This window comes from Streptomyces sp. CB01635, from assembly GCF_002803065.1.
GTDB lineage: Bacteria > Actinomycetota > Actinomycetes > Streptomycetales > Streptomycetaceae > Streptomyces.
In genome coordinates this window covers 38,386-62,294 of sequence record NZ_NNBL01000003.1, presented here as the reverse complement: position 1 = coordinate 62,294, position 23,909 = coordinate 38,386, and the positions used below count along the sequence as shown (strand labels likewise).

Below are 23,909 nucleotides of genomic sequence, written 5' to 3'. Positions count from 1 at the left end.
AGAACGCGAGGCCACTCCTGTGACTGACTCTCCCGTCGACAGGCTCGGCTCGTATCCGACCCGAGCCGCGCCGGCCTACGCCCAAGGCTCGTCAGCCAATCTCGCGGACATTCTTGAACGGGTCCTCGACAAGGGCATCGTCATCGCCGGCGACATCCAGATCAACCTGCTCGACATCGAGCTGCTCACCATCAAACTTCGCTTGCTGGTCGCGTCCGTCGACAAGGCGAAGGAGATGGGCATCGACTGGTGGGAGCACGATCCGTCACTCTCGTCCCGAGCCAGAGGGGAGCGGTCGCTGTCCGAGGAGAACCGGCGGCTGAGGGCTGAGATCGATGCCCTGCGCCAGGGCACGGAGCTCCCCGAGGGGGAACAGGAGCAGGCGAGGCGTCGTCCCCGGAGCCAGAGCGATGAATGAACTGGTCACCTACGCCTACGCCGTAGCCCGTAATGCCCACGGGCTCGCCGAATACGCGGCTACTCTCACTGGTGTCGGCGAGAGCGTCGCACTCGTGACCAGCGACCGCGACGCATCAATTGTCCTCGTGGTGAGCCGCGTCGGAGCGGACGACTTTCAGGAGGCCGCCCTCAAACAGCATCTGGAGGACATGGCGTGGCTTGAGGCCGTCGCCCGTGCCCATCACAGCGTCATCGACGCCCTCGCGACCCGCACCGACGTTCTCCCTCTGCGCCTGGCAACCGTCTATCTCGACAACGCACGCGCCCGTGAGGTGCTCGACGACCGAGCGGCGGTGTTCGACGAGCAGCTCACTCGGCTCGCAGGTCACGTCGAGTGGGGCGTCAAGATCTACGCAGACCCCTCCGCTCCAACTCCCGCCCCGGTCAAGGCCGAAGTCGGCGCTCTGCCGCCGGGACGGGCCTATCTTCGGCAACGCAAGGCACAGAAGGGCGTCCGTGACCAGGTGTACCGGGCTGCGCAGCAGGCTGCCGAGCGGGTGGAAACAGTTGGGCGCCAGTTCGCGGTCGGCCGCGCACGTCACCGTGTCCAGCAGGGGGAGCTCGCCACCACGGCGGACGAAAACGTCCTCAACGACGCGTACCTCGTCTCCGCAGACCGTGCTGAGAGCTTCCGCTCCGAGGTCGCACGGGCTGCCGAGGGCCTCCAGGGAGTGAGAGTCGAGATCACCGGACCATGGGCTCCCTACTCGTTCGCGACAGCCCCGCCCGGACCGGACCATCCCATGGACGGACCTATCTCATGATGACGGCAGGCGAATCGTCCGAGGTCACCCCGCTACCGGACCGACAGGTCGCCCTCATCGACCTGCTCGACCGGCTGCTCAGCGGAGGTGTGGTCCTCACCGGGGATGTGGTGCTCTCCATCGCCGACATCGACCTCGTTCGCATATCGCTGCGCGCCCTGATCGTGTCCATCGGCCCGGACAATCCCTCGCCATGGCCCCCGCTCGCTCCCACAGGACACAGCGATGACCTCTGAAGAACGCGGTAGGCACGCACAACGCAAAGCCGAGGTCGCCGAGGCTGCTGAGCGCGCTTTCCGGATGCTGCCCGCCACGCCCCGTGACCTCCTGTCGGAGGTCGAGCCCGCACGTGCATCCTCACACCGGATCAGCTCCGACCCGGACACCGTGGAACGGGACCTGGTCAGGCTGGTTCTCACGCTTGTGGAACTGTTGCGTCAGCTCATGGAACGCCAGGCGCTCCACCGGGTCGACCAGGGCGACCTCACCGAAGAGCAGGAGGAGCGCCTCGGTGCCACGCTCATGGTCCTTCACGAACGCATGGCTGGTCTGTGTGCCGAGTACGGGCTGACGATGGAAGACCTGAATCTGGATTTGGGGCCACTCGGTACATTGCTACCGCCGTCCGCGTGACTCTCACGACGACCCTCGGTAGCCAATCACTCACCGACCGCCAACGAAGGAATTTTCCGGCGTCATTTCCCGGTTCTTGGCTGACAATAGAGAAGGACTCTTTTCTCAGCCGAGGAGCTGATCCATGTGGCTGGTGCGGGAAAGAAACTGCACGGCAAGGCCCAGGAGACCATGGGCAAGGCCAAGCAGAAGGTCGGACGAGCAACAGGCGACAACGAGCTGCGAATGAAGGGGACGGGCGATCGAGCCAAGGGTAAAGCCGAAAAGGCAGCTGGCGAAGTCGAACAGACCGTCCGCGGAGGGGCAGAAGAAACGAAGGGAAAGATCCGGAAGCACACCTGATCTCTAGACGGACACGGGCCCCGAAGGGACTGAACTCCCCTCAGGGCCCGAGCCGTTGACGTTGACCTCAAACTGCCGCTTCCCCCCTGTGGACCACTGACCACCTGGTCGGCGGCTGCGCCTGGCGGGCCTTGCCGCCGTGCTTCGGGGCGTCGAAGTCGACCGTGCACCGCCGGTTCGTCATCTGGTCCCGTGCCGGTGTCTGGGGCCGGCTGCACCAGAGGGTTCTTCAACGCCTCGACGAGCAGGGCCTGGCAGGAATTTTGTAGTGCCGCCACGGACCATGGGCCATTCCTTCAGCGTGCTGCCACCCTACTCAGCCACCTCGGCGACGATGTGGTGATACATCGTGTGCTCCTGTTCCCTTAGCACAGGCAGAGGGAACCAGTGCTTATGTTTTTATCTCCTGGCTCATGGGCACACGGTCAGTGAGGTTCCGTGGAGGTATCGAGATGACTGTCGGAGAAAGAGCCAAGGCAAAGGCCGAACAGGTCGTCGGGAAGACCCTGCGGAAGGCGGCTCACGCAGCACACAAAGAAACCCTTGCAGCGAAAGGCGCCGCTCTCGAAGCACGGGGCATGATGCGGGGCGCGAAAGAGCACTCCAAGGGTGCCTTCAAGAGCTGACGCAATCATGACATTGGACGTCTGAAGCTTCGCTTCCGCGAAGGCCGCGATGCCAGCTCTCGCGAGCGGCGCGCCTGCTCAAAACTCCATGTCTGCGTCTAAACTCACGGGCATCCGACGATCAGGGAGCCGAGCTCCCGTGGCGGAGGACAAGATGATCATCCTCGGAGTTATTCTGCTCATCATCGGGCTTCTGGCAGGCATCAGCATTCTCTGGACCATCGGGGGCATCCTGGTGATCATCGGAGTTGTGCTGTGGATTCTGGGGAGCGTCGGGCACGCTGTCGGCGGCCGACGGCACTACTGGTGATCCATCTCCAGATCAACTTCTGCCGCAAGTGCGGTCTACGCCACGAGATCGGTGGTGCAGGTTCCACGTGGTGGGTGGACTCGAGTCGCTCGTAGCCTGCAGCATCAGCTCCGCGGCAGGAGCGTTCCGAGTGGCCCGAGGTCGAGGTTGAGATCCTCCGGCCGGACTCCGTGCTCCTCGCAGAGTTCTGCCATCCGCTGGTCGAGCAGCATCAGGGTGGTTCCGATCTCGTCAGCCTGCGCATCGCTGAGATCGCCTTGATCGACACGTCGAATCGCCTGCCGCTCCATCAACTGCCGGAGGAGCTCGACCACGGTGAGCACGAAGGCGACGAGGTCACGTCCCACCTTGTCGGAGTCAAGATCAAGTCGAGATCCGGTCACAACGGGCCTCCGTCCGCCCAGGGCGCCGGAACGCGTTCGTTGACGGACGACAACAGAGCATGAAGTGACAGGCGCACCAGGGGAACGTCGGCGATGGCGATGACCAGGTCGCCGCTGATGACCACCCCGGTGGCCAGGAGTCGGTCCAACAGATCGACGAGAGGCACCCCGATGGGGCCGTTCAGTGGCTCAGGGCTGTCCCAAGGCACCACGTCGTCGTAGATCACGGTCTACACCTCACCAATAAATGAGTAGGGCACCCACGGCCCCGACAGCTCGATCTCCACCCCGGTCCGTGCTCGCAGCGACTGGGTCAGCAGGGCGAGTTCGTCGGCGCGCTGTTCGGCTACCAGATAGGTCGCGTTGAGAACCTGGATCCGCCGTTCCCCGGAGAGCTGGGGGGCGTGCGGTCGCAACCTACGGGCCGCCGTGGCGAGGAGACGGACTTCGGAATCTACCGTTCCGGCAACCTGCAGCGCCTCGTCCTGGCTCTGGTCGCGACGTTCCTGCACACCTCGCTTGCGCTCCAGGTAAGCAAGGCCGGCTCCGGGTGCCGGTCGGCCGGCGCGGGCCCTACGGCTCGAATCGTCCGGTGGGCAGGGTGGCGCGTACACCTTTACGCCCCATTCGGCATGGTGCGCGATGCGCCTGAGTGCTGCATGAAAGCGGTTCGCCTCGTTGGTGAGGGCGTCCCCCGCCCTCTGCTCATCGTGGTACAGCGTGGCCAGCGGCAGGGGCACTGTAGGGCAGCAGGCGGCAGCCGCAGTAACGACGTCATGGTGGGCGCGTGCGTAACGTTCCAGCTCCCGCTGGTCGGACAGGCGTGCCTGCCAGGCCTCGTCGGTGAAGTCGCGAGCTCGGACCTTCTGGACGATCGCAGTCAGTGTCTCCAGCGGCAGTATGCTCACGGGCGCCTCGTCGGCGACACCAGGCAGCCCGACGAAGGCCGACGGGTCCGGGTTCCGGCAGACCGCGAACACGTAGGTGGCGTGGGCGTCCGAATGCTCAGGGCCGCGCTCCGTCATGTGCCTCGGTTCTCCTTGCTGGATGGGGAATTTCGCTGCGGGGTCACTTGGGTCGCTGCTCGGGCGATTCGTCCTTCGTTTTGGATTCGAGCGCCTCCAGGCGTTCTCGCAATGCGCGGTTCTCGTCCTGCAGGGCGCTACGGGAAGCGCGCGAGCTGAGTGCCGGATCGGTTTCCCACCAGTCGATTCCGGCCTTCTTCGCGGTATCTACGGAGGCCACGAACAGGCGGATCCGGATGGTGAGCAGCTCGATGTCGAGGAGTTCGATCTTGATGTCCCCGGCGATCACGATCCCTTTGTCGAGAACACGTTCGAGGATGTCGGCGAGATTGGTGGTCTGCGGGCCGGAGGCGGGATAGGACGTCTGCCGCAAGTCGACGTCAGTCACGACGCCGCCTCTGTCCTCGTCGCTTCTTGGAAGCAGACTCCTCCTCGTCCTCCTCCTCGTCCTCCATCTCGTCTTCGTCCTCGTATTCGCCGTCGGCGTCGGCTTCTTCGTCCTCCGCTCCCTCGTCCTCCTCCTCGCCCTCGCCCTCCTCCTCCTCGCTCTCGTCCTCCTCCTCGCCCTCGTCCTCCTCCTCGTCCTCGTCCTCGTAGGCACCTTCCGCTTCGTCCTCGTAATCGGAGTCGGCGCCTTCCTGCTCAGCGTCCTCTTCTTCCATGGCGTCCTCGTGCGACACGACGACTTCACCGTCACGGATTTCACCGCGCCAGCCTTCGGGTTCTTCATTGGTGAGGCTGACGTACCGCTGGAAGTTCTTGAAGTCCAGTCGCATACGGCGCCCTTGGGCCCGCCATAGGTTGCCGGTCTTTTCGAAGAACCCTGATGGGTAGTACTCCACGACGAGGACGATTCGGGTCAGGGTGGGTGCCAGTTCATGGAAGCTGACCGCGCCGCGAGTGGTGCCCTTGGCTCCTTCGGAGGTCCAGACAATACGGTCGTCGGGAATCTGCTCCTGAACAGTCGCTTTGAAGCTACGCGAGGATGGACCGACTTTGACCTTCCAGTCGCTCCCGACCTCGTCACTCTTCGAGACGTCGCGAACGCCCTTCGCGAAGCTGCTGAATTGGTCGTACTGCGTCCAATAGTCGTAGGCGTCGCGCAGGGGCACCCCTACATCGAGAACCTCGATGATGTTCATGACCTTGCCACCGCTGGACTTGCGTTTCCCCTTCCCCCCGCCAAAAGCGTCCTTCACCTTCCCCACGACGCTGTCCTTGACGCCTTTTGCTTTTTCTGAAACGAATGCCTTCACCGGGGAGTCGCCCTGCAGGATGCGGGATCCTATCGCCGGAAGTGAACCGGACTCGGACGCGTCGGTGAGCTTCTCGGTCACGTCGGTCAGTTTCTCTCCCGCCTTCTCGGCGAGATTTTCCACTTGCGCGGAGAGGAACTTGGACAGCTCTTCGCGGAGCTGGTCCATACCCGAAGCTTCCTCAGTGGGTTGGTCTTTCTCCGTCTTGGCCATGACTGACTACCTCCGACGATCGGCGCGCTTGGATGCTGCTCGCTTCGATGACGTCGTTTTCCTGGCCGCACTCTTCTTGGCGGGTGCGGACTTCTTCGCCGCTGTCTTCTTGGCCGCACTCTTCTTGGCGGGTGCGGACTTCTTCGCCGCTGTCTTCTTGGCCGCAGACTTCTTGGCGGGTGCGGACTTCTTCGCCGCTGTCTTCTTGGCCGCAGACTTCTTGGCGGGTGCGGACTTCTTCGCCGCTGTCTTCTTGGCCGCAGACTTCTTGGCGGGTGCGGACTTCTTCGCGCGGGCGGGTGCGGCCTTCTTGGATGTTGCTGCTGCGGATGCCCTGCGGCGGCGCTGCGGCCGCGCCTCCTCTTCAGGCTCTTCCTCCTCTTCCTCCTCTTCCTCCTCTTCCTCCTCCTCGTACTCGGCCTCCGGCTCTTCCTCTTCCTCGTCCTCTTCCTCGGCCTGGTCTTCTTCGTACTCGGCCTCCGGCTCTTCCTCTTCCTCGTACTCCGCGTCTTCCTCTTCCGGCGCGTACTCCTCCTCTTCCTCCTCGTCCTCGTCCGCGGTCTCGCCGAGACGGGCCGTGCGATCGCTGATGGCGCCGGCAAGCGTGCTCATCCCGCGGTCGGCAGCGGCAGCCACTGCCTGACGCCCCGCTTGGAGGACTTCCCCTCGCAACTGCTCCTGCAGATCAGCAAACTGGGGAATCTCCCCCAGCCTGCGCATCCCCTCGGCTGCAAGCTGGCGAGGGTCAAGACCGAACCTCCGGCCTGCCAGATAGGTCGCAATGGACAGAGCCATGCGACCCTTCTTCGTTCGACCCAGCACATAGCCGCCCACTACAGCAGCAGCAAGCGCCACCTTTTCCTTTTCATTCATGAGCCTGTCACCTTCGATCGTTCGGAGCGGGACCAACCCGTGTGGAATACAGCCGATCGAGCAGTCGTTCCTCTTCTCGTTCGAACTCCTCCAAGCTGATGTCCCCGTCTTCGAGTTCGCGGTTCAGCAGAGCCAGCTGGGCGCGGAGCACCCCCGGGTCGTGCAGCTCTCGCTCAGCTGCGTCGTTGAGCTTTTCTGCCACCCAGATCACGCCGCGGACCGGCGCAATGGGGAGTGTGAGAATTCCGGTGATCAGACCCATGTCAGACTCCGACAGTCCGAACAGAAGTGCCTTCAGCGGAGACAAAGCTGTAGCAGGGCAGCGGGCCGGCAAGACGCAACTCAACGCGTTCACGGTGCGCCTCGGCGAATTGCTCTGCTGTGCTTCGGAAGCCGTCGCTGTCGCCACGGCCTACTAGGAACGACACGTTGAGCACGCATCCGTGGACCTCCGGTCCCGAGGCCACAGCACGCGCCTTGGACGTGAGCTCGCGCAGCACTTGCCGACCGGCTGCGGCGGCCCTGCTTTCCAGAGCACTCGCGACGGCTTCGCCCAACCGGACGTTGGCTTCGTACCCGGGCCTGTGGCGCGCCTCATCTCGCAGGCGACGGACGTTCTTGTCCTCCGCAAGAAGGCTTCGCAGCGCATTCTGTGCCGGAAACGCCTTGACGTTGACCTCGACCCCGTCCGCGAGATGCTCAAGTACAGCCACGTGGTCCGCCTCGCAGGCTGCCAACTGATCGCGTACCGCCGCCTCGTCCGGTGCCACCATCCCAAATCGCATGGGAAGAACAGGGCCTTGACCCGTAAGGCGCAGCAAGAGCTCCTGATGAGCCAAGAGGTCGCGTCGTCTTGCGCGGAGGTTCGCGGGCGCCTCGCTGACGACAGCGGCGACCCGGCCCTGCCGAATCACTCGCAGATGGGCGGCAGGGCTGCCCACACCGCTTGAGTCCGTCGGCAGCGGTCTTCCCGCCCGAATGATCGCGTATACGTATACCCCATCGGTTGTCACGACTCAGGCCTCCACCGGTCGTCGACGCGAACTGCCACGGGCCGGAGCACGCCGCTTCCGTGGCCGTTCCTGCTGCTCTGCTTCGTCGTCGTCCTGCTCGTCGGAGTCGTCGTCGTGGCCCCCGACTGCCTTGCGCACGGTGTCACCCACGGTCTCCGCGGCCTTGCGGACCTTCCGTTTGCCGATGGACTTGGCGGCACTGCCGCTTAGCAGTTCAGGAACGGTGGTGCTGCCCGAGTCCCGTTCCAGGTCCAGCCGGTTGCAGGCCTCGGCGAACCGCAGGTAGGTGTCCACACTCGCGACAACGATGCGCGCGTCAATCTTGAGGATCTCGATGCCGACCAGGGAGACCCGGACGAACACGTCGATCACCATGCCCCGATCGAGGATGAGTTCGAGCACGTCGTACAACGTGCCGGCGCGTGGTGGGCACGCCACTACCTCATCGGAGTAGGTGGTCGCAGGCATGGGGTGTCCTTCCGATCGTCGACAAGCCGGGGTCACTCATCGGCGGATCCGCGCCGATAGCGGCGGACCCTGCAGTACTCCATGAGTTCACCGTCCTGGTCGAGCTGCACCTCGTACGAGGCGAGAAGGCTCGTAGTGTCCGGAATCCGGGGCAGCTCGAGGACGTCCACGACGACGCACCAACCGTCATCGATGCGCTTCACGGCCGATACGCCCTCCGTGGGATGGCCGATGAGCCCCTCCAGGCTCCGGCAGGCAGCCCGCGCGGCTTGGCCTGCTCCCCGCATGGGCGGTGAGCGGCGTGCGGCTGTCGTCGAGGACTTCCCGGCGCGCGGCCGACGTTCTTCTGCCATGAATACAAGTCTGACCAATGTCGGGCTCAGCGCACTTCGAGCGGAGCAGACGAGCGCACACGTCGGACCGGGTTGCTCGCGCCTCAAGGCCCGTCACCTGCTGATCCGGGCATTTGGTGTGCGCTCGGCAAGCTATTGGCCACGTCAGCGTCCCCGGGGGTCTGTTGACGTATTGCCTGCTGGGCTTCTCATGCTTCCAGAGGATCCGGTCGTGGTTCCCACCTGAGACTGCAGGACGCTCACGCGGCTTTCCGGGCCGCGGCCACCCCACGGTCGCGGCGGCAATCAACCTCTGCTCTGCGCGGAAGCAGCAGCGCGGAATCGCTGGCGGCGCCGCTGCGGCGGTTTGACGAGAGGCGACGGGGCGCACCGGACGCGGCTTGGTCTGCTGCAGTTGGGAACGGCTACACGGATGCGTGGTGGAACTCGACCACCGTGATGTCGACGGCGGTCACCACCATGCCCAGGACATGGCCGCAGGTGTCTGCTACCGAGCGGCGCACCAGTCCGGCCGTCTCAGGCAAAGGGCGGTTCATTTCGGCGGTCAGGGTCATGATCACGCGCACACCCGTGAAGAGGTCAGATCGGACAAGGCGACAACTGACGGTAGTGACGCCGGGCACCTCGTCCGCTGCGCGCCGCAGCACGGCGGACGCGGCGCGCTCGGCTATCCGCAGGGCGCGCGCGTGGCCGCCGAAGGGGAGTGTCGATCCCGGCCACACCTGATCATTGATGATTTTGGTCATGACGCGGGCGATGAGGCGCTGCGTGCTGGGCGGTTCCCGTTCCCGCAGGGTCTTCGTCGCTGTGTCCAGTGCCGGGTCTTCGACGGAGTCACCGGGCCAGCCGTCAGACGGCACGTGCAGGCGGCCGGGGAGCGGAGGCTGGGCGGGTTGGTCGTCTAGCGCCACGGGCCCATCATCTCCTTCAGGGATCGGCGTGCCCGGTACAGCCTTCCGCGGACCGTCTGCTGGCTGGTGCCAGTCACTTGGGCGATCTGTTCGTAGGGCAGTCCGTGCAGTTCCCGCAGGATCCAGCACACCCGCTGACGGGGCTCAAGGGCGCCGAGCGCGTCGGCCAGGGCGCTGGCTAGAGCATCCTCTTCGGCTGCCTGGGCGGGCGAACTGTCCGCACCGGCGGTGGGTTCCGCCACTGCATTCAACGGTACCGGTGCCGGCCGCCTGCGCAGAGAATTCAGGCAGCGGTTGACGGTGATGCGGTACATCCAGGTGCTGAACGCGCAGGCGTGACGGAACTCGGGCAGGCGCCTCCAGGCGCTGATGAACGCGTCCTGGACTGCGTCCTCGGCGTCCTGGAGGTTGCCCAGCGTGTGGAGGGCCAGTGTGAGCAGGAGGCGGCTGTGGCGTCGCATCAGGATGGCGAAGGCTTCCTCGTCGCCCTCACCAGCACGCGTCGCCAGCAGATCGTCGGGTGCGGTGAGCAGTCCATCGACAGTGCCGGAAGCAGGGTGCCTGAAAGACAGGTAGTCGCCGGCACCTTGGCGCGAGGAAGGACTGGTGCTGTGCTTCACGCCTGCACCTCCTTCCCGCTTTGTCACGAGTGCCCAGCTCAGGACCCACGAGTCGCTTTATTGATTTATGTGACGTTTTCCCACCTGGCTGTGTCGAACCTTGTGACGGGCATCGTGATGGTGCCCGCATCGACTGATCGAGGTGACTGCCATGACGGACACCACCGACCGTCCCCCTTCCGAGCAGGACGGCCCTACAGAAACTGCGACCATGCTGAAAGGGCCGACCGGTGCTGGCACCTCACCCGAAACACGGGGCAAGACCACCATCGCCGACGGCGTCGTAGCCAAGATCGCGGGCACGGCCGCCCGCGAGGTACCCGGTATCCACAACCTCGGCGCAGGCGTGACCCGTGCCATCGGAGCCGTTCGTGAGCGCGTCCCTGGTGGAGGGACCGGCGGCGTCAGCCGCGGTGTGAAGGTCGAGGTGGGCGAGCGCCAGGCCGCAATGGACATCGATGTCGTCGTCGAGTACGGCTTCTCCATCGTCGATGTGGCGGCTGAGGTACGCGTCAATGTCATCTCCGCCGTGGAGCGCATGACGGGGCTCGAGGTCGTCGAGGTGAACCTCGTCGTCGACGACGTGAACCTGCCCGACGAAGACGACGCAGAGCCGACCGAGGGCCGCGTCGAATGACTTCCGGCTACCGGCGGTGCTCCCCCTGGCGGGAAGAAGCGCGCCCTAGGTGGCAGAACACCCAAGGGACAGGTGAGTGAGCGATGAATACAGCAACAGTGGGTCTGGCAGCCGGAATGGCACTGGGATTCGCCGGATACTTCGGCGGCTTCTGGGCCTTCCTCCTCGTAGCCGTCCTGGGTGCGGTGGGCTTGGTCCTAGGTCTCGTCCTGCAGGGCGACGCCGACATATTCACTCGGCGGCAGCGGTGAGTACTGCCCCCAGTGCCAACGAGTCGTCCAAACACCCGGACGGCCCTTATGCGAACGGCGCACAGCGCCCACCGCCGCCCGCGGAGCGCGGCGCGACGGTGATTCCTGACCGGGTCGTGGCACGCATCGCCGCGAGGGTGGCCAGCACAGCCCTGCACCGGATCACCGGACCGCAGCACCCGCTGACGGACCTGGCTGCACCCGGCGCTCACGCGACTGCGCACAACGGGACGGCACAGCTGGCGCTGTCCGTGGATCTTCCCTATCCCACAGATATCACCGCCACTTGCCGGCAACTGCAACGCGAGGTCACCGAACAGGTGGCCCACCTGACCGGTCTGGACATCGGCGAGGTGATGGTGACGGTGCGGCGGCTGGTTGTCGCGGGTCAGCCAGGTCGCGTCCGCTGATCCCGCAGCCCAACCACCTGCGCCTACTCGGCACCGGCCTTGACCGAGCAGCAAACACAACCGACAGACGACGGAGGGCGGACACCATGACGCTGTCACACCGAACCGCCTCGACCGATCAAGGAGCCGGAACGGACCGGCCCGATATCCGGGCTCCCGCGACATCGCCCTCAACGTACGACGGGCGGGGGGCGAGGTCGCCCCGCCTGTGGTCCGCACGCCGCATCCCGGCCGCTCTGGTCGCTCTGGTGGCGTTCTGTGCCATCGGAGCCCTGCTGTACGACGTGATCGCGGTGCGCGCGGGACACCGCGCCGGAGCATGGCGCAACCGCATCGCCGAGGAGATGACCACCCGGCCCGTCGACGACCCCTGGCTGCTGGCCACGGGCGCCGTCGCTGTCGTTCTCGGCCTGTGGCTACTCATCCTCGCCCTCACACCCGGACTGCGCCGACTCCTGCCCCTGCGGGCACCCGAGGAGTCCACGGAGATCGGGGCCTGGCTGGATCGCAAGGGCGCCGCAATGGTGCTGCGTGATGCCGCAATGCGGGTCCCCGGCGTCAGCCGTGCCCGGCTCCGGGTCAGGCGCCGTCGTGTCACAGCCCGCGCGGAGGTCGGCTTCCGCGACACTGCGGCCGTCCGCGACGACCTCACCCAGGCTCTGCAGGAGCAGTGCCGTCAGCTCGCCCTGGTGCACACCCCACGGCTGACGATCCGTCTACGACACCACACCCGCTGAGGCTGCCCCGGGAGCGCGCCATGAACGGTCGATCCACACTGAACCGTCTCCTCCTGTCTCTTTGCGGCCTGGTGCTGCTAGGAGGCGGCCTGCTGATCCTCACAGCCGGGTTCGACCTCTACCGCCGGCTTCACGTGGCCCCGCCCGCCGGGTGGCCCGTGGCCGCGCCTCACGAAGTCCTGCTCAGCAACACCGACCGCGTCCACTGGAGCGATCAGGGCTGGTGGTGGGCCGCCGTCATCGCCGTCCTGGTTCTGGCAGCCGCCCTGGCCCTCATCTGGCTTCTCGCGCAGCGGCGCCACCGCCCCAGCGCAGTACACCTGGGTGGGACGCCTCCACCCGAAAGCGTCGAACTGCGAGGCCGTGCCCTCAGCGACGCCGTGACCTCCGAAGCGCGTGCTCTGCCCGACGTCAAGCAGGCCGGCGCCCACCTCACCGGACGAGCGGCGGGCCCCCAACTGCATGTGGCGCTCACGCTGACGGACCACGGACTGCCTGCCCCCGTCCTGCAGGCCCTGTGTCATGGCCCAGTGGCCCACGCACGCGAGGCCACTGGGTTGACCCGTCTACCCGCCCGAGCGCACCTGAACGTTGGCAGGCACAAGGCGCGCCGTGCCGAATAGAGGCGCTGCTACCGAGTGCGGTGAAAGGCACGGACCGGCCGTGGGGGCTTCGTCCTCGCTCCGTCGGGGTGGGTGGTTGTCAGCCCAATCGAGGGTGGCGAGGTGACCGGCGTCGCCGCCCCGCCACTCGATGAGGGAGACGGTCGCGTCGTCGGCGCGCTCCGTCGCGCCTGGAAGACCGGGTCGGTGTAGGCATCCTTGGCGACGATCATGGTCTGCGACCAAGCCGGCGAGTCTCCGCAGCAACCGCCGGTCGTCGTCGCCCAGAGGTGTACCGCGAGCACCTCTGCTCGAGGTGCCGCCGCAACCCAGCGCCACTTCGGCAGCGCAACCACATCCACCACAAGAGGCCGCACGTGTGGATCTCACCCCACAGGGCACCCGGTGCCACAGTAGTCACGCACAATGTCCACACGGAGTGGAATCCGATGACCGCAGAGGTCCAGTCAGCACCGGCTCCGTCGCGCCCGCCCCGCTTGCTCACGCCGCCCGGCGTGTACGCACCGCAGAGGGACACGCAGATACTCGTCCAGGCGCTGTGCGGGGAGAACATAGGGCCCACCACCCGTGTGCTGGATCTGGGGACCGGCAGCGGAGCGCTCGCCGTCCAGGCCGCGCGCATGGGAGCCCGTGTGACCGCTGTCGACATCTCGTGGCGTGCTGTGTGGGCCGCGCGTCTCAACGCGCGCCTGTCACGGCATCACGTCACCGTCCGCCGCGGAGACCTGACCAACGCGCTCCAAGGTCGCTCATACGACATCATCGTCAGCAATCCGCCGTACGTGCCCTGCCCTTCGGTCGGCCTGCCGAGTCGCGGCAAGGCACGCTCGTGGGACGCGGGACCCGACGGACGCGCCTTGGTGGACCGTATCTGTGACGCCGCCCCCGCAGCCTTGCGGCCGGGCGGAGCCCTGCTGCTCGTGCAGTCGGCACTGTCCGGCACCGAGGCCACACTCGAGCGGCTCGCCGGCACAGGACTCCACCCCGCCGTCGTCGACCGAGCCCACATCCCCTTCGGCCCGGTCCTGCGCTCCCGGACGGCATGGCTGCGCCGCCGAGGACTCGTGGGCGAGGAGAGCTGGGAAGAGCTGGTGGTCATCCGTGCCGAAAAGATCTGAACGCGCACGCCACGTCACCGTCGACCCTGACGGACCCCTGCTGGTGGAGGGCCCCGTAAGAGTAGTAGTTGACGACGGCACCGTATTCGTCTCGCAACGCTTCACCGTCGCGATCTGCACGTGCCGGCGAAGCCGTAACTACCCGTGGTGCGACACCAGCCACCGGCGCCGCACGAAACCCCGGACCGACCACGCACCCCCGCCCGCATCGGACTCCGAGGCCTGAGGAAGGACCCCCTCATGCAGCCGGACAGCCAGGAGCCACGCGGTCACAGCCCCCCACTTCCCCAGCCCCGGGGCGAATTGTCGACCACAGTCCTCAAAACGCTCGGCGGCGCCGCCACGGCGCCACTGCCGCTCGCATCGCCGCGCACTGTCGACCCATACGGAGACGATCTCCAGCTCGCTCTGTACGTTCTCTACGAACTGCACTACCAAGGCTTCGACGGCGTCAGCGACGAACACGAGTGGAATCCGGAGCTGCTCGCCCTGCGCGGTCTGCTCGAACAGCGCTTCCTCGACGCGCTGCGCACTGACGTGCCGCCACGGACCGATGCCGACGAGGCTCTTGCCCCGCTTCTGGTGGAACCCGTCGGTCACGACGAGTCGAGCGTCAGCCACTACCTCCAGAGGGACGGCACGTTGGAGCAGCTCAGGGAGTACGCGGCCGTGCGCTCCCTCTATCACCTCAAGGAAGCCGACCCCCACGCCTGGGTCCTCCCCCGTCTGCACGGCCGCGCCAAAGCCGCCATGGTGGCCGTCGAGTTCGACGAGTTCGGCGCGGGACACCCGGAGGACATCCACGCCCAGCTCTTCGCCGACCTCATGGCGGACCTCGGCCTGCGCACCGCTTACGGGCACTATGTCGAAACGGCTCCAGCGGAAGCCCTGGCCACCGTCAACGTCATGTCTCTGTTCGGCCTGCACCGTGCTCTGCGCGGAGCCCTGGTGGGGCACTTCGCCGCTGTCGAAGTAACGTCGCCCCCCAGCTCGCGGCGACTGGCCTCGGCCCTGCGGCGTACCGGCGCGGGACCCGCCGCGGCCCGCTTCTACGACGAGCACGTGGAGGCCGACGCGGTCCACGAACAGGTAGTGCGTCGCGATGTCATCGGCGGGCTGCGAGCAAGCGAACCCATGCTCGAGCCAGACATCGCCTTCGGCGTCCAAGCCACCGTCCTCTTGGAAGAACGCCTCGGACGACAGCTCTTGGGAGCCTGGCGCGATCAGCGCACCGCGCTGCGCACGCCGTTGTAGCAGCTGACCCGACTGTTCGGTCCCCTCCTGGCCAGCAGGGCCCTTTCGCTCCGCGCCACTTGAGGCGCACGGGCCCGGGCCGCGCATTCGACCGGCTTGTCGTCCTGCCGTCGCCCGAACGGTCGCAGCTCGCCGCAATCTCCGCGGAAACGGCTCCATCCGGAGGACGTCGAGCGCGGGCGCCTTCGGATCGTCGCTTGGCGACTCCTGCTCTTTTCTTTGCGAAGCCGTCACACTATTGCGGGGAGCAAGGGCCGCCGCCGCAGGACATCCACAGCGGATCCGGTCGCGATGTTCAGCCTGCGCTGCGCGTGCCTGGCGGGTCCTTGGGGTCGACGCCGGTGGAGGCGGATGCGTCCTTGGTTCCGCTGGGGCGCTGGGAACGACCCCGGGGACCGGTGTCGTGCATACCCTTCTCGTCACTGCCGGCCTTGCTCTGGTCCTCGCCGCGGCGCCCCCTGCTTTTCACGGGCTTGCCATGCGTGTTCCCGGCCTCATCTTTGGAAACCTCGCGCCCGGGGCCCTTGGCGGGGGCGTGCTGGTCGGGGTGGAAGGAGCGGTGGGCGCTCGGGTTGTCCTGCTGACGGGTCTCGTCGACATCGGGAGACCAACCGTGCTGTTTGGTGCCCTTGTGCGGGCCTGGGCCCTCGCCGTGCGAGGGCTGGGACTTCGGCTGCTCAGCCATGGTCTGGCCTGCCTCTCTGGTGGTGGGAAGAACCCCACCGCGCCTGCCGCGCTCCCCCTGATGACGTGCTCGTTACCAGTAATGCTTGCGTCCGCCGACGGAGTGTCCGACCGCTCCCATGATCCAGAGGATGGCTCCGATGACGACGAGGATGACACCGATGGTCCACAGGATGCTGATTCCCGTGACGAAGCCGACGACCAGCAGAATTACACCGAGAGCGATCATGAGGTCCTCCGATTTCACTGTGCCGCTCCATCCAGCCTAGGCACGTCCGGCATCTTGCGGCGTGCTGTACCCGCGTGAGGAGCCCATACGTCTCGATGACGAGTGTCGCGATGACGGAGTTCGGCTATGTCCCAGAGTCCGTCCTGGCGATGCCCATGGGGTGGGCCGGTCGCGCCTCTCCCCTCATCACGCTCACCGAAAGGGAGTCCCACTTGTTGTGTCGCGGGACACCGGCTCACGGTGATCGAGGCGAGGCGCCCACTGCCGGATCGCGCCCCCGGACCACCGAGTCGCGAGGTAGTCATGACCGACCGCAGCGGACGTGACTCGCCGACCCATCTCGGCATCACGTCGACGGCAGTGCCTGTCGGCATGCCGGGTTGCAGAAAGCCGAGTTCTGGCGGGGCCGGTGCCCGTCAGCTTTGGGTGACGTCCTCGGAAACTGCCCGGGCGAGGGTGTCCGCCACCGTGGTGCATGCGAGCCGGGTCACGGAGCGCAGCTCGGCGTCGGAGGCGCCAACACGGCTCAGTACGGCCAGCGATTGGTTGACAGCGACGACAAATGTGGCGAGCTCGTCGAGCGTTTGGCTGTCGGCCGAGGAGTCCGCCAGTGCCGCGCGTATCCGTTGGCGCTGCATGTCGAGCAGGCCACGCACCTGCGCGCTGTTCTCCTCCTTCAGCGTCAGTGACTGCGTGGCGGACTGGGCGATGAGGCATCCCACGGGGACCGACGGGTCGGCGATACGCCTCAGGACGACGTCGAAGAATGCCCCGACCGCGCGCACCGGATCACCGGGGTGCGCGGCGAGCGCCTGCTCATACTGCGCGCCGTAGATCGACGCGTAGCGGTCGAGGCACTTGCCGAACAGGGCGTCCTTGTTGCCGAAGGCGCCGTAGAGGGAGCCGCGGCCGAGGCCGGTGGCCGAACCGAGGGCATCGAGTGAGGCGTCCGCGTACCCGCGCTGCCAGAACACCCGCATGGCCTGGTCCAGAGCCGCGCCGATATCGAACTGCTTTCGGCCTGACACGGCGTCCACCTCCTCCTTCACGTCCCTGTCACGTCTCCGCTCAGAGCCTACTCGCATCTTGGATCGATCGGTCGAGTTATCTTTGACCGATCGATCCAAGATGGTTGGCGTGAAGGTCTTGGTTCTCGCACCCGAAAGGCCGCACGGTGATCGACGACATCGCGCCAGACGTCCGCGCACAGGCTGTTCCGTCCGCCGACGGGTGCCGGGTTCTGGCTCGTGGCCGCGGTGTACGCCCCGGTCATGCTGGGTGGGACGCTGCCGATTCCGCTGTATGCGCTCCGGGCGCCACAGATGGGCTTCGGGCCCTTCACCACGACGATGGTCTCGCCAACCTCGCTCGCGGGCCTCGCCCTCGGCCGACACGCCGAACCAGCGCACCCCACACCGATGGAGGAAAACCGTGACTGACCCCGCAACCGCCGCCAGCGTCCCCGACAACCCAGTCCGTGACCTGCCACTGCACGACCTGGCCGGCTTCACCCACCGCTGGGTCGACGCGGGCGGCGTCCGACTTCACGCGGTTGAAGGCGGTCAGCCGAACGGCCCAGCCGTCGTGCTGCTCGCTGGATTCCCGCAGACCTGGCGGGCATGGCGAAAGGTGATGCCCGGCCTGGCCGACCGGTTCCACGTCATCGCGATCGACCTGCCGGGCCAGGGCCACTCCGAACGCCCGGACGGCAGTTACGACACACACACGATCGCCGCATACGTCCACGCGGCGGTGAACGCGCTCGGAGTTTCGACATACTGGCTGGCCGCCCACGACATCGGCGCGTGGGTCGCCTTCTCCCTCGCCTTGAAGTACCAGAGCCAGCTGCGTGGCGTCGCACTGCTCGACGCCGGAATCCCCGGCATCACACTCCCCGGCTCCATCCCGACCGACCCCGAGGTGGCGTGGAAAACGTGGCACTTCGCATTCCATCTCGTGCCCGACCTGCCCGAGACACTGCTCACAGGCCGCGAACGCGAATACGTCGACTGGTTCCTGAAGGTCAAATCCCTCTCCCCCGACACCTTCGACGACGCCGAGATCGAGCAGTACGCCGCGGCCATCACCGCTGACGGTGGACTCCGCGCTTCCCTGGCCTACTACCGAGACGCCGCTGAATCGGCGCGCAAGAACCACGAGGCCCTTGAACAACAGCACCTGACGGTGCCGGTGCTCGGGATTTCCAGCAGCCACGGCTCCATCCCCGACATGGCAGCTTCCATCAGGCCATGGGCCGACAACGCCACCGGGGTCGTCGTGCCGGACGCAGGACACTTCATCCCGGACGAACAACCCGACGCCGTCACCGCCGCACTATCCGGCTTCATCGCTCAAGGCGACTGACACCGGCCGAACCCGCCTGCCGGGCGACCTGCCTGTTCCGGCTCACCACGAACTCACCGAACGCGACTCTCGCCCCCGAGCGGGAGGAGCGACGACATCTCCGGCGTCGGCGCAGGCTACGACTGGATGCCCCTCTCCTCGCAAGCTCCAGGGGCGGGTTGACCAGCAAGGTCCACCTCGCTGCCGACCACAAGTGCCGCCCGCCTGCGTTCGTCCTGACCCCGGGGCAGGCCGCGGACAGCCCCCAGTTCATCCCCGTACTCAAGAAGATGACGACCCTCAGATCTCGGCATCCGGGGCGTTTCGGCAACTTCACCACCGTCCCACTGCCGGACGTCGAAGGCGCCATGTTCGAGGCCGAACACGCCCTGGGCGAGATCGGCGGCGCTGGTGCTCTCCGCGCCGGCGGAGGTGGGTCGGCTTCAGCCGGCGCCCCGGCCTCGATCAGGTCGTGCTCTCCGCGCCGGCGGAGGTGGGTCGGCTCTCACCGGCTTGGGCTTAGTACTCCAGCTGTAGACCGCGATCTGGCTGGCGGGGGCCGCAGGCCAGAGCGTAGGCGCCCCGCCCTGCAGGGGGTTTCTCGAGCTGGGACGTCAGCCCAGGTCGGGCCAGTTCAGGAGGTTCTCCAGGGTGGCGCGGTCACCCTCGCTTCGCAGGCTGTCCAAGGGGCGGCGGCCGTGCAGGGCGAGCAACAGGTTGCTCGCGGATCCGTGGAGGTCGGCGTCTGTTTCATGTGGGCCGTCGATGAGGTGTGAGCCCGACGTCGACAGGTCGACCAGCCATGACTCGCCCTCGGCGGCGTGCAGGCCGATCCGGGCCGGATCATGCGGCCAGGGGCCGGCGGTGCCATGACTGACGCCGATGAACTCGGCGATGCCGTCGAGGGCGACAGCCGTCGGGACGGGCTGGGGAGTTCCGGTGGCCAACTGGGCGTCGAAGGCGTGGACAGCGGCCTCCTGGACCTGATGGCGCGCCACGGCACCACTCGTCGTCGGGACGTCGGAGTCGCTCCACCATGTCCAGCAGTCGACCGCCGGACCTGCGGCTCGCAGGGCGACGATCAGTTCTTGGGTGGCTGCGGCCGAACGGGCCAGTAGGTCAGCTGAGAGCGTGTCATCGGCCGGCACCGTCGGGGGCTTCTCGCTGGGACCGGCCACGACCGCCGCCGCCCAGAACCGATGCACCTCGGTAAGGTGCTCAACGAGGTCGCGGAGCGACCAGTCGGGGCAGCTGGGGACGCGGACATCCAGATCGGGGGAGGCCGCGACGCTGCTGCGCAGGGCGGCGGAGCGGTCCTGGACCAGGGCCAACAGGTCTTCGAAGGCGGGTGTCTGGGTCATCCCAGCTTCCTATCACCCGCCGCTGACAGTGGCCCTTCGCCTTACCACTGACCTGCGAATGCTCCAACAGCGGTTCGTGGTCCTGCTGTTGGAGGCCGATCCGCGGAATGGGCGCGGCCACCGGTGATCATCGGTGTGTGAAGACAGAAGATCAGACGGCGGCAGCAGGTCACAGCATCGATCCTGCCCGCTGGCAGGAAGCGTTCGAGGTCCTCACGGGCCTCGCCACCGCCGTCCGGGTGGACGGCGATCACCTGCTCGTACGAGACGACGAGCACGGCCAGCAGTGCGGCGATGACCAGCGTCACCGGCAACGTGGCGGTCAGCGCGCCGGGTAGCGGCGGCGATCAGGACGAGCACGATCGCCTCGGGTCCGTACGCGACCGAACTCAGCGCGTCCAGCGAAAGGGCTGCGAGCCCTTCGAGACCGGTGAGGTGGTAGCGCTCGCCTTCCCCTGGTCGCAACGGAACCCTCGGCCGCAGTTCGCGGCGGGCCAAGCCGAACGCCACGGGGGACCTCTCGGTGCAGGGCGCAGCGGGATGGATACCGGTCGAGGCCAGTGTGGCCGGGCCCCCGCGGCAAGGCGCGTCAAGGATGCCCAAGGCCTCACGCTGCGGCGGTGAGTCCCCTGCCAGGCCGTGCCGTCGGGGCCACTCGGCCCACACGGCCGAGCCCTGAGCGGCTAGGAGGTGGCGGTCTCGGGAAGGTCGGGGCGGGCCGGCTCAAGGCCGGACGCGGTCGGCAAGGTGAGGACCATGGTGAGGCCACCGCCGGGGGTGTCCTCCGCGCTCAGTGTGCCGCCCATCGCCTCGGCGAAGCCGCGGGCGACCGCGAGGCCGAGGCCGACGCCCGCCCCGCCGGGGGCGTCGCCGTAGCGCTGGAAGGGCTCGAAGATCCGGTCCTTGGCCTCGTCGGGGACGCCAGGGCCCCGGTCCACCACTCGTACCTCCACCCGGTCGGCGATGGCACTCGCGGACACCAGGACCCGCTCGCCGGAGGGGCTGTACTTCACCGCGTTCTCAACGAGGTTGGCGACCGACCGCTCGAGAAGGCCCGGGTCGACGGTGACCATCGGCAGGGTCTCCGGGATCTCCAGCTCCACGCTGCCCTCAGGAACCCCGCCGAGCGCCATCGGCACCACCTCGTCGAGGTCGATCTCGCGGATCAGCGGAGTGACCGTGCCCGTCTGCAGCCGGGACATGTCCAGCAAGTTGCCCACCAGGTTGTCGAGGCGGTCGGCACCGTCCTCGATGCCCTCGAGCAGTTCCGCATGGTCCTCTTCGGACCATGCCACGTCGTCGGACCTCAGTGAGGAGACCGCTGCCTTGATTCCGGCCAGTGGCGTACGCAGGTCGTGGCTGACGGCGGCCAGCAGCGCGGTGCGGATGCGGTTGCCCTCGGCCAGCGAGCGGGACTGGTCGGCCTCGGACTGGAGTCGCTGACGGTCCAGGACCACCGCGGCCTGGGCGGCGAAAGCGGCCAGGACCCGCCTGTCCTCCGCCGGCAGCACGCGCCCGGACAACGCCAGCGCCATACGGTCACCGACCGGCATGTCGGCATCCGCGTCCTCCGGACGTCCGACCACCGCTCCCGTACCCACGCTGCCCGCGCAGGTCCACGGCTCCACGTCGCCGGCCCGCTCCAGCAGCGCCACCGACTCCATCCCGAAGGTCTCCCGGACCCGTTCGAGCAGGGCCTCCAGGCTGGTCTCTCCGCGCAGCACACTGCCCGCCAGGAAGGAGAGGATCTCCGACTCGGCGCGCAGCCGGGCCGCCTGATGAGTGCGCCGGGCTGCGAGGTCCACCACGGAGGCCACCGACACGGCGACGCCGACGAAGATCGCGATGGCGACGACGTTCTTGGGGTCGGCGATCGTGAGGGTGTGGACGGGCGGGGTGAAGAACCAGTTCAGCAGCAGGGAACCCACGAGCGCCGACGCGAGCGCCGGGTAGAGCCCGCCCAGCAGGGCCGCGGCCACCGTCAGCGCGAGGAACAGCAGCATGTCGTTGGCCAGGCCGACTTCGGGGGCCACGCCGGTGAGCAGCAGCGTGAGGAGGGCCGGGCCGGCCACACCGGCCAGCCAGCCCAGGACGACCCGGGACCGGCCGAGGCGCGCAGTCCGGGCGACAGGCAGTCCGCGCCCCTTTCCCGCCTCGTCGTGCGTGATCAGGTGGACGTCCAGGTCGGGGCCCGAGTCCCGGGCGACGGTGGCACCGACACCCGGACCGAAGACGTACTGCCAGCCCTTGCGGCGGGACACTCCGAGGGCGATCTGGGTGGCGTTGACGCCGCGCGCGAAGTCCAGGAGTGCGGTGGGGATGTCGTCGCCGATGACGTGGTGGAAAGTGCCGCCCAGGTCCTCCACGAGGGTCCGCTGGACCACCAGCTCCTTCGGTGACGCGGAGGTCAATCCGTCACTGCGGGCGATGTAGACGGCCATTACCTCACCGCCCGCACCCTTCTCCGCGAGCCGCGCGGCCCGGCGGATCAGCGTGCGGCCCTCAGGGCCACCCGTCAGTCCCACGACGATCCGCTCACGCGAGCCCCAGATCTTCGAGACCCGGTGCTCGCTGCGGTACTCGGTCAGATAGGCGTCGACCCGGTCCGCCACCCACAACAGGGCCAGTTCGCGCAACGCGGTCAGGTTGCCGGGCCGGAAGTAGTTCGACAGTGCCGCGTCGACCTTGTCGGGCTTGTAGATGTTGCCGTGTGCCATCCGGCGGCGCAGGGCGGGCGGCGACATGTCGACCAGTTCGATCTGGTCGGCCCGTCGTACGACCTCGTCAGGGACGGTCTCACGCTGCCGGATGCCGGTGATCGACTCGACGACGTCGCCGAGCGACTCCAGATGCTGGATGTTGACGGTCGAGATGACGTCGATGCCGGCCGCAAGGAGTTCCTCGACGTCCTGCCAGCGCTTGGCGTTGCGCGAGCCCGGGATGTTCGTGTGCGCGAGTTCATCGACCAGGGCCACCTGGGGACGCCGGGCGAGCACCGCGTCGACGTCCATCTCCGTGAAGACGCTGCCGCGGTACTGCAGTTCCTTGCGCACGACCTGCTCCAGGCCGTGCAGCATCACCTCGGTGCGCGGCCGGTCGTGGTGCTCCACGAATCCGACCACACAGTCGGTCCCCCGCTCGACGCGACGGTGCGCCTCGGACAGCATCGCGTACGTCTTGCCGACACCCGGTGCCGCACCGAGGTATATCCGAAGCTTGCCGCGTGCCATCTTCTCGTCTCTTCGTCTCTACGGGCGGAGGCTGTGGGAGTGCTGGGGCCGGGTAACGAAAGCGCGGGTCAGCTGTCGAAGCGGTATCCCATGCCGGGCTCGGTGATGAGGTAGCGCGGGTGGGCGGGATCCGTCTCCAGTTTCCGCCGCAGCTGGGCCATATAGACGCGCAGATAGTTGGTCTTGTTGCTCTGGGACGCGCCCCAGACCTCCTGGAGCAGGTACTTCTGCGTGATGAGTCGCCCGGGGTTGGTGACCAGGATCTCCAGCAGGTGCCATTCGGTCGGCGTGAGGCGTACGTCGTGTCCGCCTCGGCTGGCCTTCTTGGCGAGCAGGTCGATGGAGAACTCGTCGGTCGTGACCAGGACGATGTCGGGGGCGAGCGGAGCGGCCTCGGTGCGGCGGACGGCCGCCCGCAGGCGGGCCAGCAGTTCGTCCATGCTGAACGGTTTGGTGATGTAGTCGTCGGCACCCGCGTCCAGCGCGGCGACCTTCTCGTCGGAGGCGCTACGGGCGGAGAGCACCAGGATCGGTACGCGGGTCCAGCCGCGCAGCGCCTTGATGACGTCCGTGCCGTCCATGTCGGGCAGGCCCAGGTCGAGTACGACCACGTCGGGCTGGCGCGCGGCGGCAAGACGTAGGGCGGTGGCGCCGTCGGGTGCCGGGTCCACTCCGTATCGGCGGGCCTCCAGGTTGATCACGAGGGCCCGGACGAGCTGAGGATCGTCCTCCACCACCAGCACCCGGGTCATCGGTGTGCGCCTTTCCTCTTGTACGGAAGGC

The 23,909-nt window shown here is 67.2% G+C and carries 33 protein-coding genes and 2 pseudogenes; 16 read left to right on the top strand and 19 right to left on the bottom strand.

Going from position 1 to position 23,909, the window contains the following annotated elements; translation table 11 throughout:
* Positions 1-19: 19 nt before the first annotated feature.
* From CG723_RS08430 to CG723_RS46110, 7 genes and pseudogenes are all read left to right on the top strand, one after another.
* Entirely contained in the window at positions 20-418 is a 399-nt protein-coding gene (locus CG723_RS08430; protein ID WP_100592674.1) for a gas vesicle protein, read from the top strand.
* Complete coding sequence (locus tag CG723_RS08425) at positions 411-1,223, top strand: GvpL/GvpF family gas vesicle protein (protein WP_100592673.1); 813 nt, start codon at positions 411-413, stop codon at positions 1,221-1,223. The genes CG723_RS08430 and CG723_RS08425 overlap by 8 nt, the downstream gene beginning before the upstream one ends.
* Positions 1,223-1,459 (top strand): gas vesicle protein, encoded by a 237-nt coding sequence (locus tag CG723_RS08420; RefSeq protein ID WP_100593750.1) that lies wholly within the window; start codon positions 1,223-1,225, stop codon positions 1,457-1,459. Before CG723_RS08425 ends, CG723_RS08420 begins: the two co-directional genes overlap by 1 nt.
* On the top strand, positions 1,449-1,856 hold the full coding sequence (locus tag CG723_RS08415; RefSeq protein ID WP_100592672.1) for a gas vesicle protein K: 408 nt from the start codon (positions 1,449-1,451) through the stop codon (positions 1,854-1,856). Before CG723_RS08420 ends, CG723_RS08415 begins: the two co-directional genes overlap by 11 nt.
* Positions 1,857-1,982: 126 nt before the next feature.
* Positions 1,983-2,198 (top strand): CsbD family protein, encoded by a 216-nt coding sequence (locus CG723_RS08410; protein WP_234374202.1) that lies wholly within the window; start codon positions 1,983-1,985, stop codon positions 2,196-2,198.
* A gap of 104 nt (positions 2,199-2,302) precedes the next feature.
* Positions 2,303-2,461, top strand: a pseudogene (locus CG723_RS08405) (transposase); the annotation flags it as partial.
* A 517-nt stretch (positions 2,462-2,978) separates the two neighbouring features.
* Entirely contained in the window at positions 2,979-3,134 is a 156-nt protein-coding gene (locus CG723_RS46110) for a DUF6131 family protein (protein WP_234374301.1), read from the top strand.
* Positions 3,135-3,238: 104 nt separating this feature from the next.
* Here CG723_RS46110 and CG723_RS08400 read toward each other — a convergent pair whose 3' ends face one another.
* The 12 genes from CG723_RS08400 to CG723_RS08340 all read right to left on the bottom strand — a co-directional run bounded on the left by CG723_RS08400 (position 3,239) and on the right by CG723_RS08340 (position 10,201).
* The gene (locus CG723_RS08400) at positions 3,239-3,517 is read right to left on the bottom strand and encodes a gas vesicle protein K (RefSeq protein WP_100592671.1); all 279 of its coding nucleotides are present in this window, start codon (positions 3,515-3,517) and stop codon (positions 3,239-3,241) included.
* The gene (locus CG723_RS08395) at positions 3,514-3,741 is read right to left on the bottom strand and encodes a gas vesicle protein (RefSeq protein WP_100593748.1); all 228 of its coding nucleotides are present in this window, start codon (positions 3,739-3,741) and stop codon (positions 3,514-3,516) included. Before CG723_RS08395 ends, CG723_RS08400 begins: the two co-directional genes overlap by 4 nt.
* A gap of 6 nt (positions 3,742-3,747) precedes the next feature.
* Complete coding sequence (locus CG723_RS08390; RefSeq protein ID WP_100592670.1) at positions 3,748-4,542, bottom strand: GvpL/GvpF family gas vesicle protein; 795 nt, start codon at positions 4,540-4,542, stop codon at positions 3,748-3,750.
* 43 nt (positions 4,543-4,585) lie between these two features.
* Complete coding sequence (locus tag CG723_RS08385) at positions 4,586-4,930, bottom strand: gas vesicle protein (protein WP_100592669.1); 345 nt, start codon at positions 4,928-4,930, stop codon at positions 4,586-4,588.
* Entirely contained in the window at positions 4,923-6,011 is a 1,089-nt protein-coding gene (locus tag CG723_RS08380; RefSeq protein ID WP_100592668.1) for an SRPBCC family protein, read from the bottom strand. The genes CG723_RS08385 and CG723_RS08380 overlap by 8 nt, the downstream gene beginning before the upstream one ends.
* 6 nt (positions 6,012-6,017) lie before the next feature.
* Positions 6,018-6,884: a histone protein gene (locus CG723_RS46845; RefSeq protein WP_199841697.1), complete on the bottom strand. Its 867-nt coding sequence runs from the start codon at positions 6,882-6,884 to the stop codon at positions 6,018-6,020.
* 7 nt (positions 6,885-6,891) lie between these two features.
* Positions 6,892-7,146, bottom strand: a complete 255-nt coding sequence (locus CG723_RS08365) for a gas vesicle protein GvpG (protein ID WP_100592667.1) — start codon at positions 7,144-7,146, stop codon at positions 6,892-6,894.
* 1 nt (position 7,147) lies between these two features.
* Complete coding sequence (locus CG723_RS08360) at positions 7,148-7,897, bottom strand: GvpL/GvpF family gas vesicle protein (protein WP_100592666.1); 750 nt, start codon at positions 7,895-7,897, stop codon at positions 7,148-7,150.
* 3 nt (positions 7,898-7,900) lie between these two features.
* Entirely contained in the window at positions 7,901-8,365 is a 465-nt protein-coding gene (gene gvpJ, locus CG723_RS08355; protein WP_100592665.1) for a gas vesicle protein GvpJ, read from the bottom strand.
* 32 nt (positions 8,366-8,397) lie between these two features.
* Positions 8,398-8,718 carry a gas vesicle protein GvpO gene (locus CG723_RS08350; RefSeq protein WP_100592664.1) on the bottom strand — a complete coding sequence of 107 codons (321 nt, stop codon included), beginning with the start codon at positions 8,716-8,718 and terminating at the stop codon, positions 8,398-8,400.
* 404 nt (positions 8,719-9,122) lie between these two features.
* The gene (locus CG723_RS08345) at positions 9,123-9,464 is read right to left on the bottom strand and encodes a hypothetical protein (RefSeq protein ID WP_159032403.1); all 342 of its coding nucleotides are present in this window, start codon (positions 9,462-9,464) and stop codon (positions 9,123-9,125) included.
* A 155-nt stretch (positions 9,465-9,619) separates the two neighbouring features.
* Positions 9,620-10,201, bottom strand: a complete 582-nt coding sequence (locus CG723_RS08340) for an RNA polymerase sigma factor (protein ID WP_100593747.1) — start codon at positions 10,199-10,201, stop codon at positions 9,620-9,622.
* Between the two features lie 199 nt (positions 10,202-10,400).
* Between CG723_RS08340 and CG723_RS08335 the strand changes: the two genes are divergently transcribed.
* The 8 genes from CG723_RS08335 (at position 10,401) to CG723_RS08305 (ending at position 15,279) form a co-directional block, all read left to right on the top strand.
* Positions 10,401-10,886 carry an Asp23/Gls24 family envelope stress response protein gene (locus CG723_RS08335; protein WP_100592662.1) on the top strand — a complete coding sequence of 162 codons (486 nt, stop codon included), beginning with the start codon at positions 10,401-10,403 and terminating at the stop codon, positions 10,884-10,886.
* A gap of 83 nt (positions 10,887-10,969) precedes the next feature.
* Entirely contained in the window at positions 10,970-11,137 is a 168-nt protein-coding gene (locus tag CG723_RS46840) for a hypothetical protein (protein ID WP_165914339.1), read from the top strand.
* Between the two features lie 137 nt (positions 11,138-11,274).
* The gene (locus CG723_RS08330; RefSeq protein ID WP_234374201.1) at positions 11,275-11,547 is read left to right on the top strand and encodes an Asp23/Gls24 family envelope stress response protein; all 273 of its coding nucleotides are present in this window, start codon (positions 11,275-11,277) and stop codon (positions 11,545-11,547) included.
* 248 nt (positions 11,548-11,795) lie between these two features.
* Complete coding sequence (locus tag CG723_RS08325; protein ID WP_100592660.1) at positions 11,796-12,284, top strand: DUF6286 domain-containing protein; 489 nt, start codon at positions 11,796-11,798, stop codon at positions 12,282-12,284.
* A gap of 20 nt (positions 12,285-12,304) precedes the next feature.
* Entirely contained in the window at positions 12,305-12,907 is a 603-nt protein-coding gene (locus tag CG723_RS08320) for an alkaline shock response membrane anchor protein AmaP (RefSeq protein WP_100592659.1), read from the top strand.
* A 428-nt stretch (positions 12,908-13,335) separates the two neighbouring features.
* Entirely contained in the window at positions 13,336-14,025 is a 690-nt protein-coding gene (locus CG723_RS08315) for a HemK2/MTQ2 family protein methyltransferase (protein ID WP_100592658.1), read from the top strand.
* A complete protein-coding gene (locus tag CG723_RS08310; RefSeq protein WP_100592657.1) occupies positions 14,009-14,251 on the top strand; it encodes a CDGSH iron-sulfur domain-containing protein in 243 nt (80 codons plus the stop codon). The genes CG723_RS08315 and CG723_RS08310 overlap by 17 nt, the downstream gene beginning before the upstream one ends.
* A gap of 14 nt (positions 14,252-14,265) precedes the next feature.
* On the top strand, positions 14,266-15,279 hold the full coding sequence (locus CG723_RS08305; RefSeq protein WP_100592656.1) for an iron-containing redox enzyme family protein: 1,014 nt from the start codon (positions 14,266-14,268) through the stop codon (positions 15,277-15,279).
* Positions 15,280-15,574: 295 nt separating this feature from the next.
* On the opposite strand, the gene CG723_RS08300 is transcribed toward CG723_RS08305, so the two are convergent.
* The 3 genes from CG723_RS08300 to CG723_RS08295 all read right to left on the bottom strand — a co-directional run bounded on the left by CG723_RS08300 (position 15,575) and on the right by CG723_RS08295 (position 17,220).
* Positions 15,575-15,964, bottom strand: coding sequence for a hypothetical protein (locus CG723_RS08300; protein ID WP_100592655.1), 390 nt, complete (start codon positions 15,962-15,964; stop codon positions 15,575-15,577).
* A 72-nt stretch (positions 15,965-16,036) separates the two neighbouring features.
* Positions 16,037-16,192: a DUF6131 family protein gene (locus tag CG723_RS46100; protein ID WP_234374299.1), complete on the bottom strand. Its 156-nt coding sequence runs from the start codon at positions 16,190-16,192 to the stop codon at positions 16,037-16,039.
* A gap of 416 nt (positions 16,193-16,608) precedes the next feature.
* Positions 16,609-17,220: a TetR/AcrR family transcriptional regulator gene (locus CG723_RS08295; RefSeq protein WP_100593746.1), complete on the bottom strand. Its 612-nt coding sequence runs from the start codon at positions 17,218-17,220 to the stop codon at positions 16,609-16,611.
* Positions 17,221-17,623: 403 nt separating this feature from the next.
* On the opposite strand from CG723_RS08295, the gene CG723_RS08285 reads away from it, so the two are divergent.
* The gene (locus CG723_RS08285; protein ID WP_100592653.1) at positions 17,624-18,556 is read left to right on the top strand and encodes an alpha/beta fold hydrolase; all 933 of its coding nucleotides are present in this window, start codon (positions 17,624-17,626) and stop codon (positions 18,554-18,556) included.
* Between the two features lie 593 nt (positions 18,557-19,149).
* Here the strand turns inward: CG723_RS08285 and CG723_RS08275 are convergent.
* From CG723_RS08275 to CG723_RS08260, 4 genes and pseudogenes are all read right to left on the bottom strand, one after another.
* On the bottom strand, positions 19,150-19,896 hold the full coding sequence (locus CG723_RS08275) for a maleylpyruvate isomerase family mycothiol-dependent enzyme (RefSeq protein ID WP_100592652.1): 747 nt from the start codon (positions 19,894-19,896) through the stop codon (positions 19,150-19,152).
* 224 nt (positions 19,897-20,120) lie between these two features.
* Positions 20,121-20,406: pseudogene (locus CG723_RS47395) on the bottom strand (amino acid permease); the annotation flags it as partial.
* 173 nt (positions 20,407-20,579) lie between these two features.
* A complete protein-coding gene (locus tag CG723_RS08265; protein ID WP_100592651.1) occupies positions 20,580-23,126 on the bottom strand; it encodes a sensor histidine kinase in 2,547 nt (848 codons plus the stop codon).
* A gap of 68 nt (positions 23,127-23,194) precedes the next feature.
* Positions 23,195-23,878: a response regulator gene (locus tag CG723_RS08260; RefSeq protein ID WP_100592650.1), complete on the bottom strand. Its 684-nt coding sequence runs from the start codon at positions 23,876-23,878 to the stop codon at positions 23,195-23,197.
* Positions 23,879-23,909 lie beyond the last annotated feature (31 nt).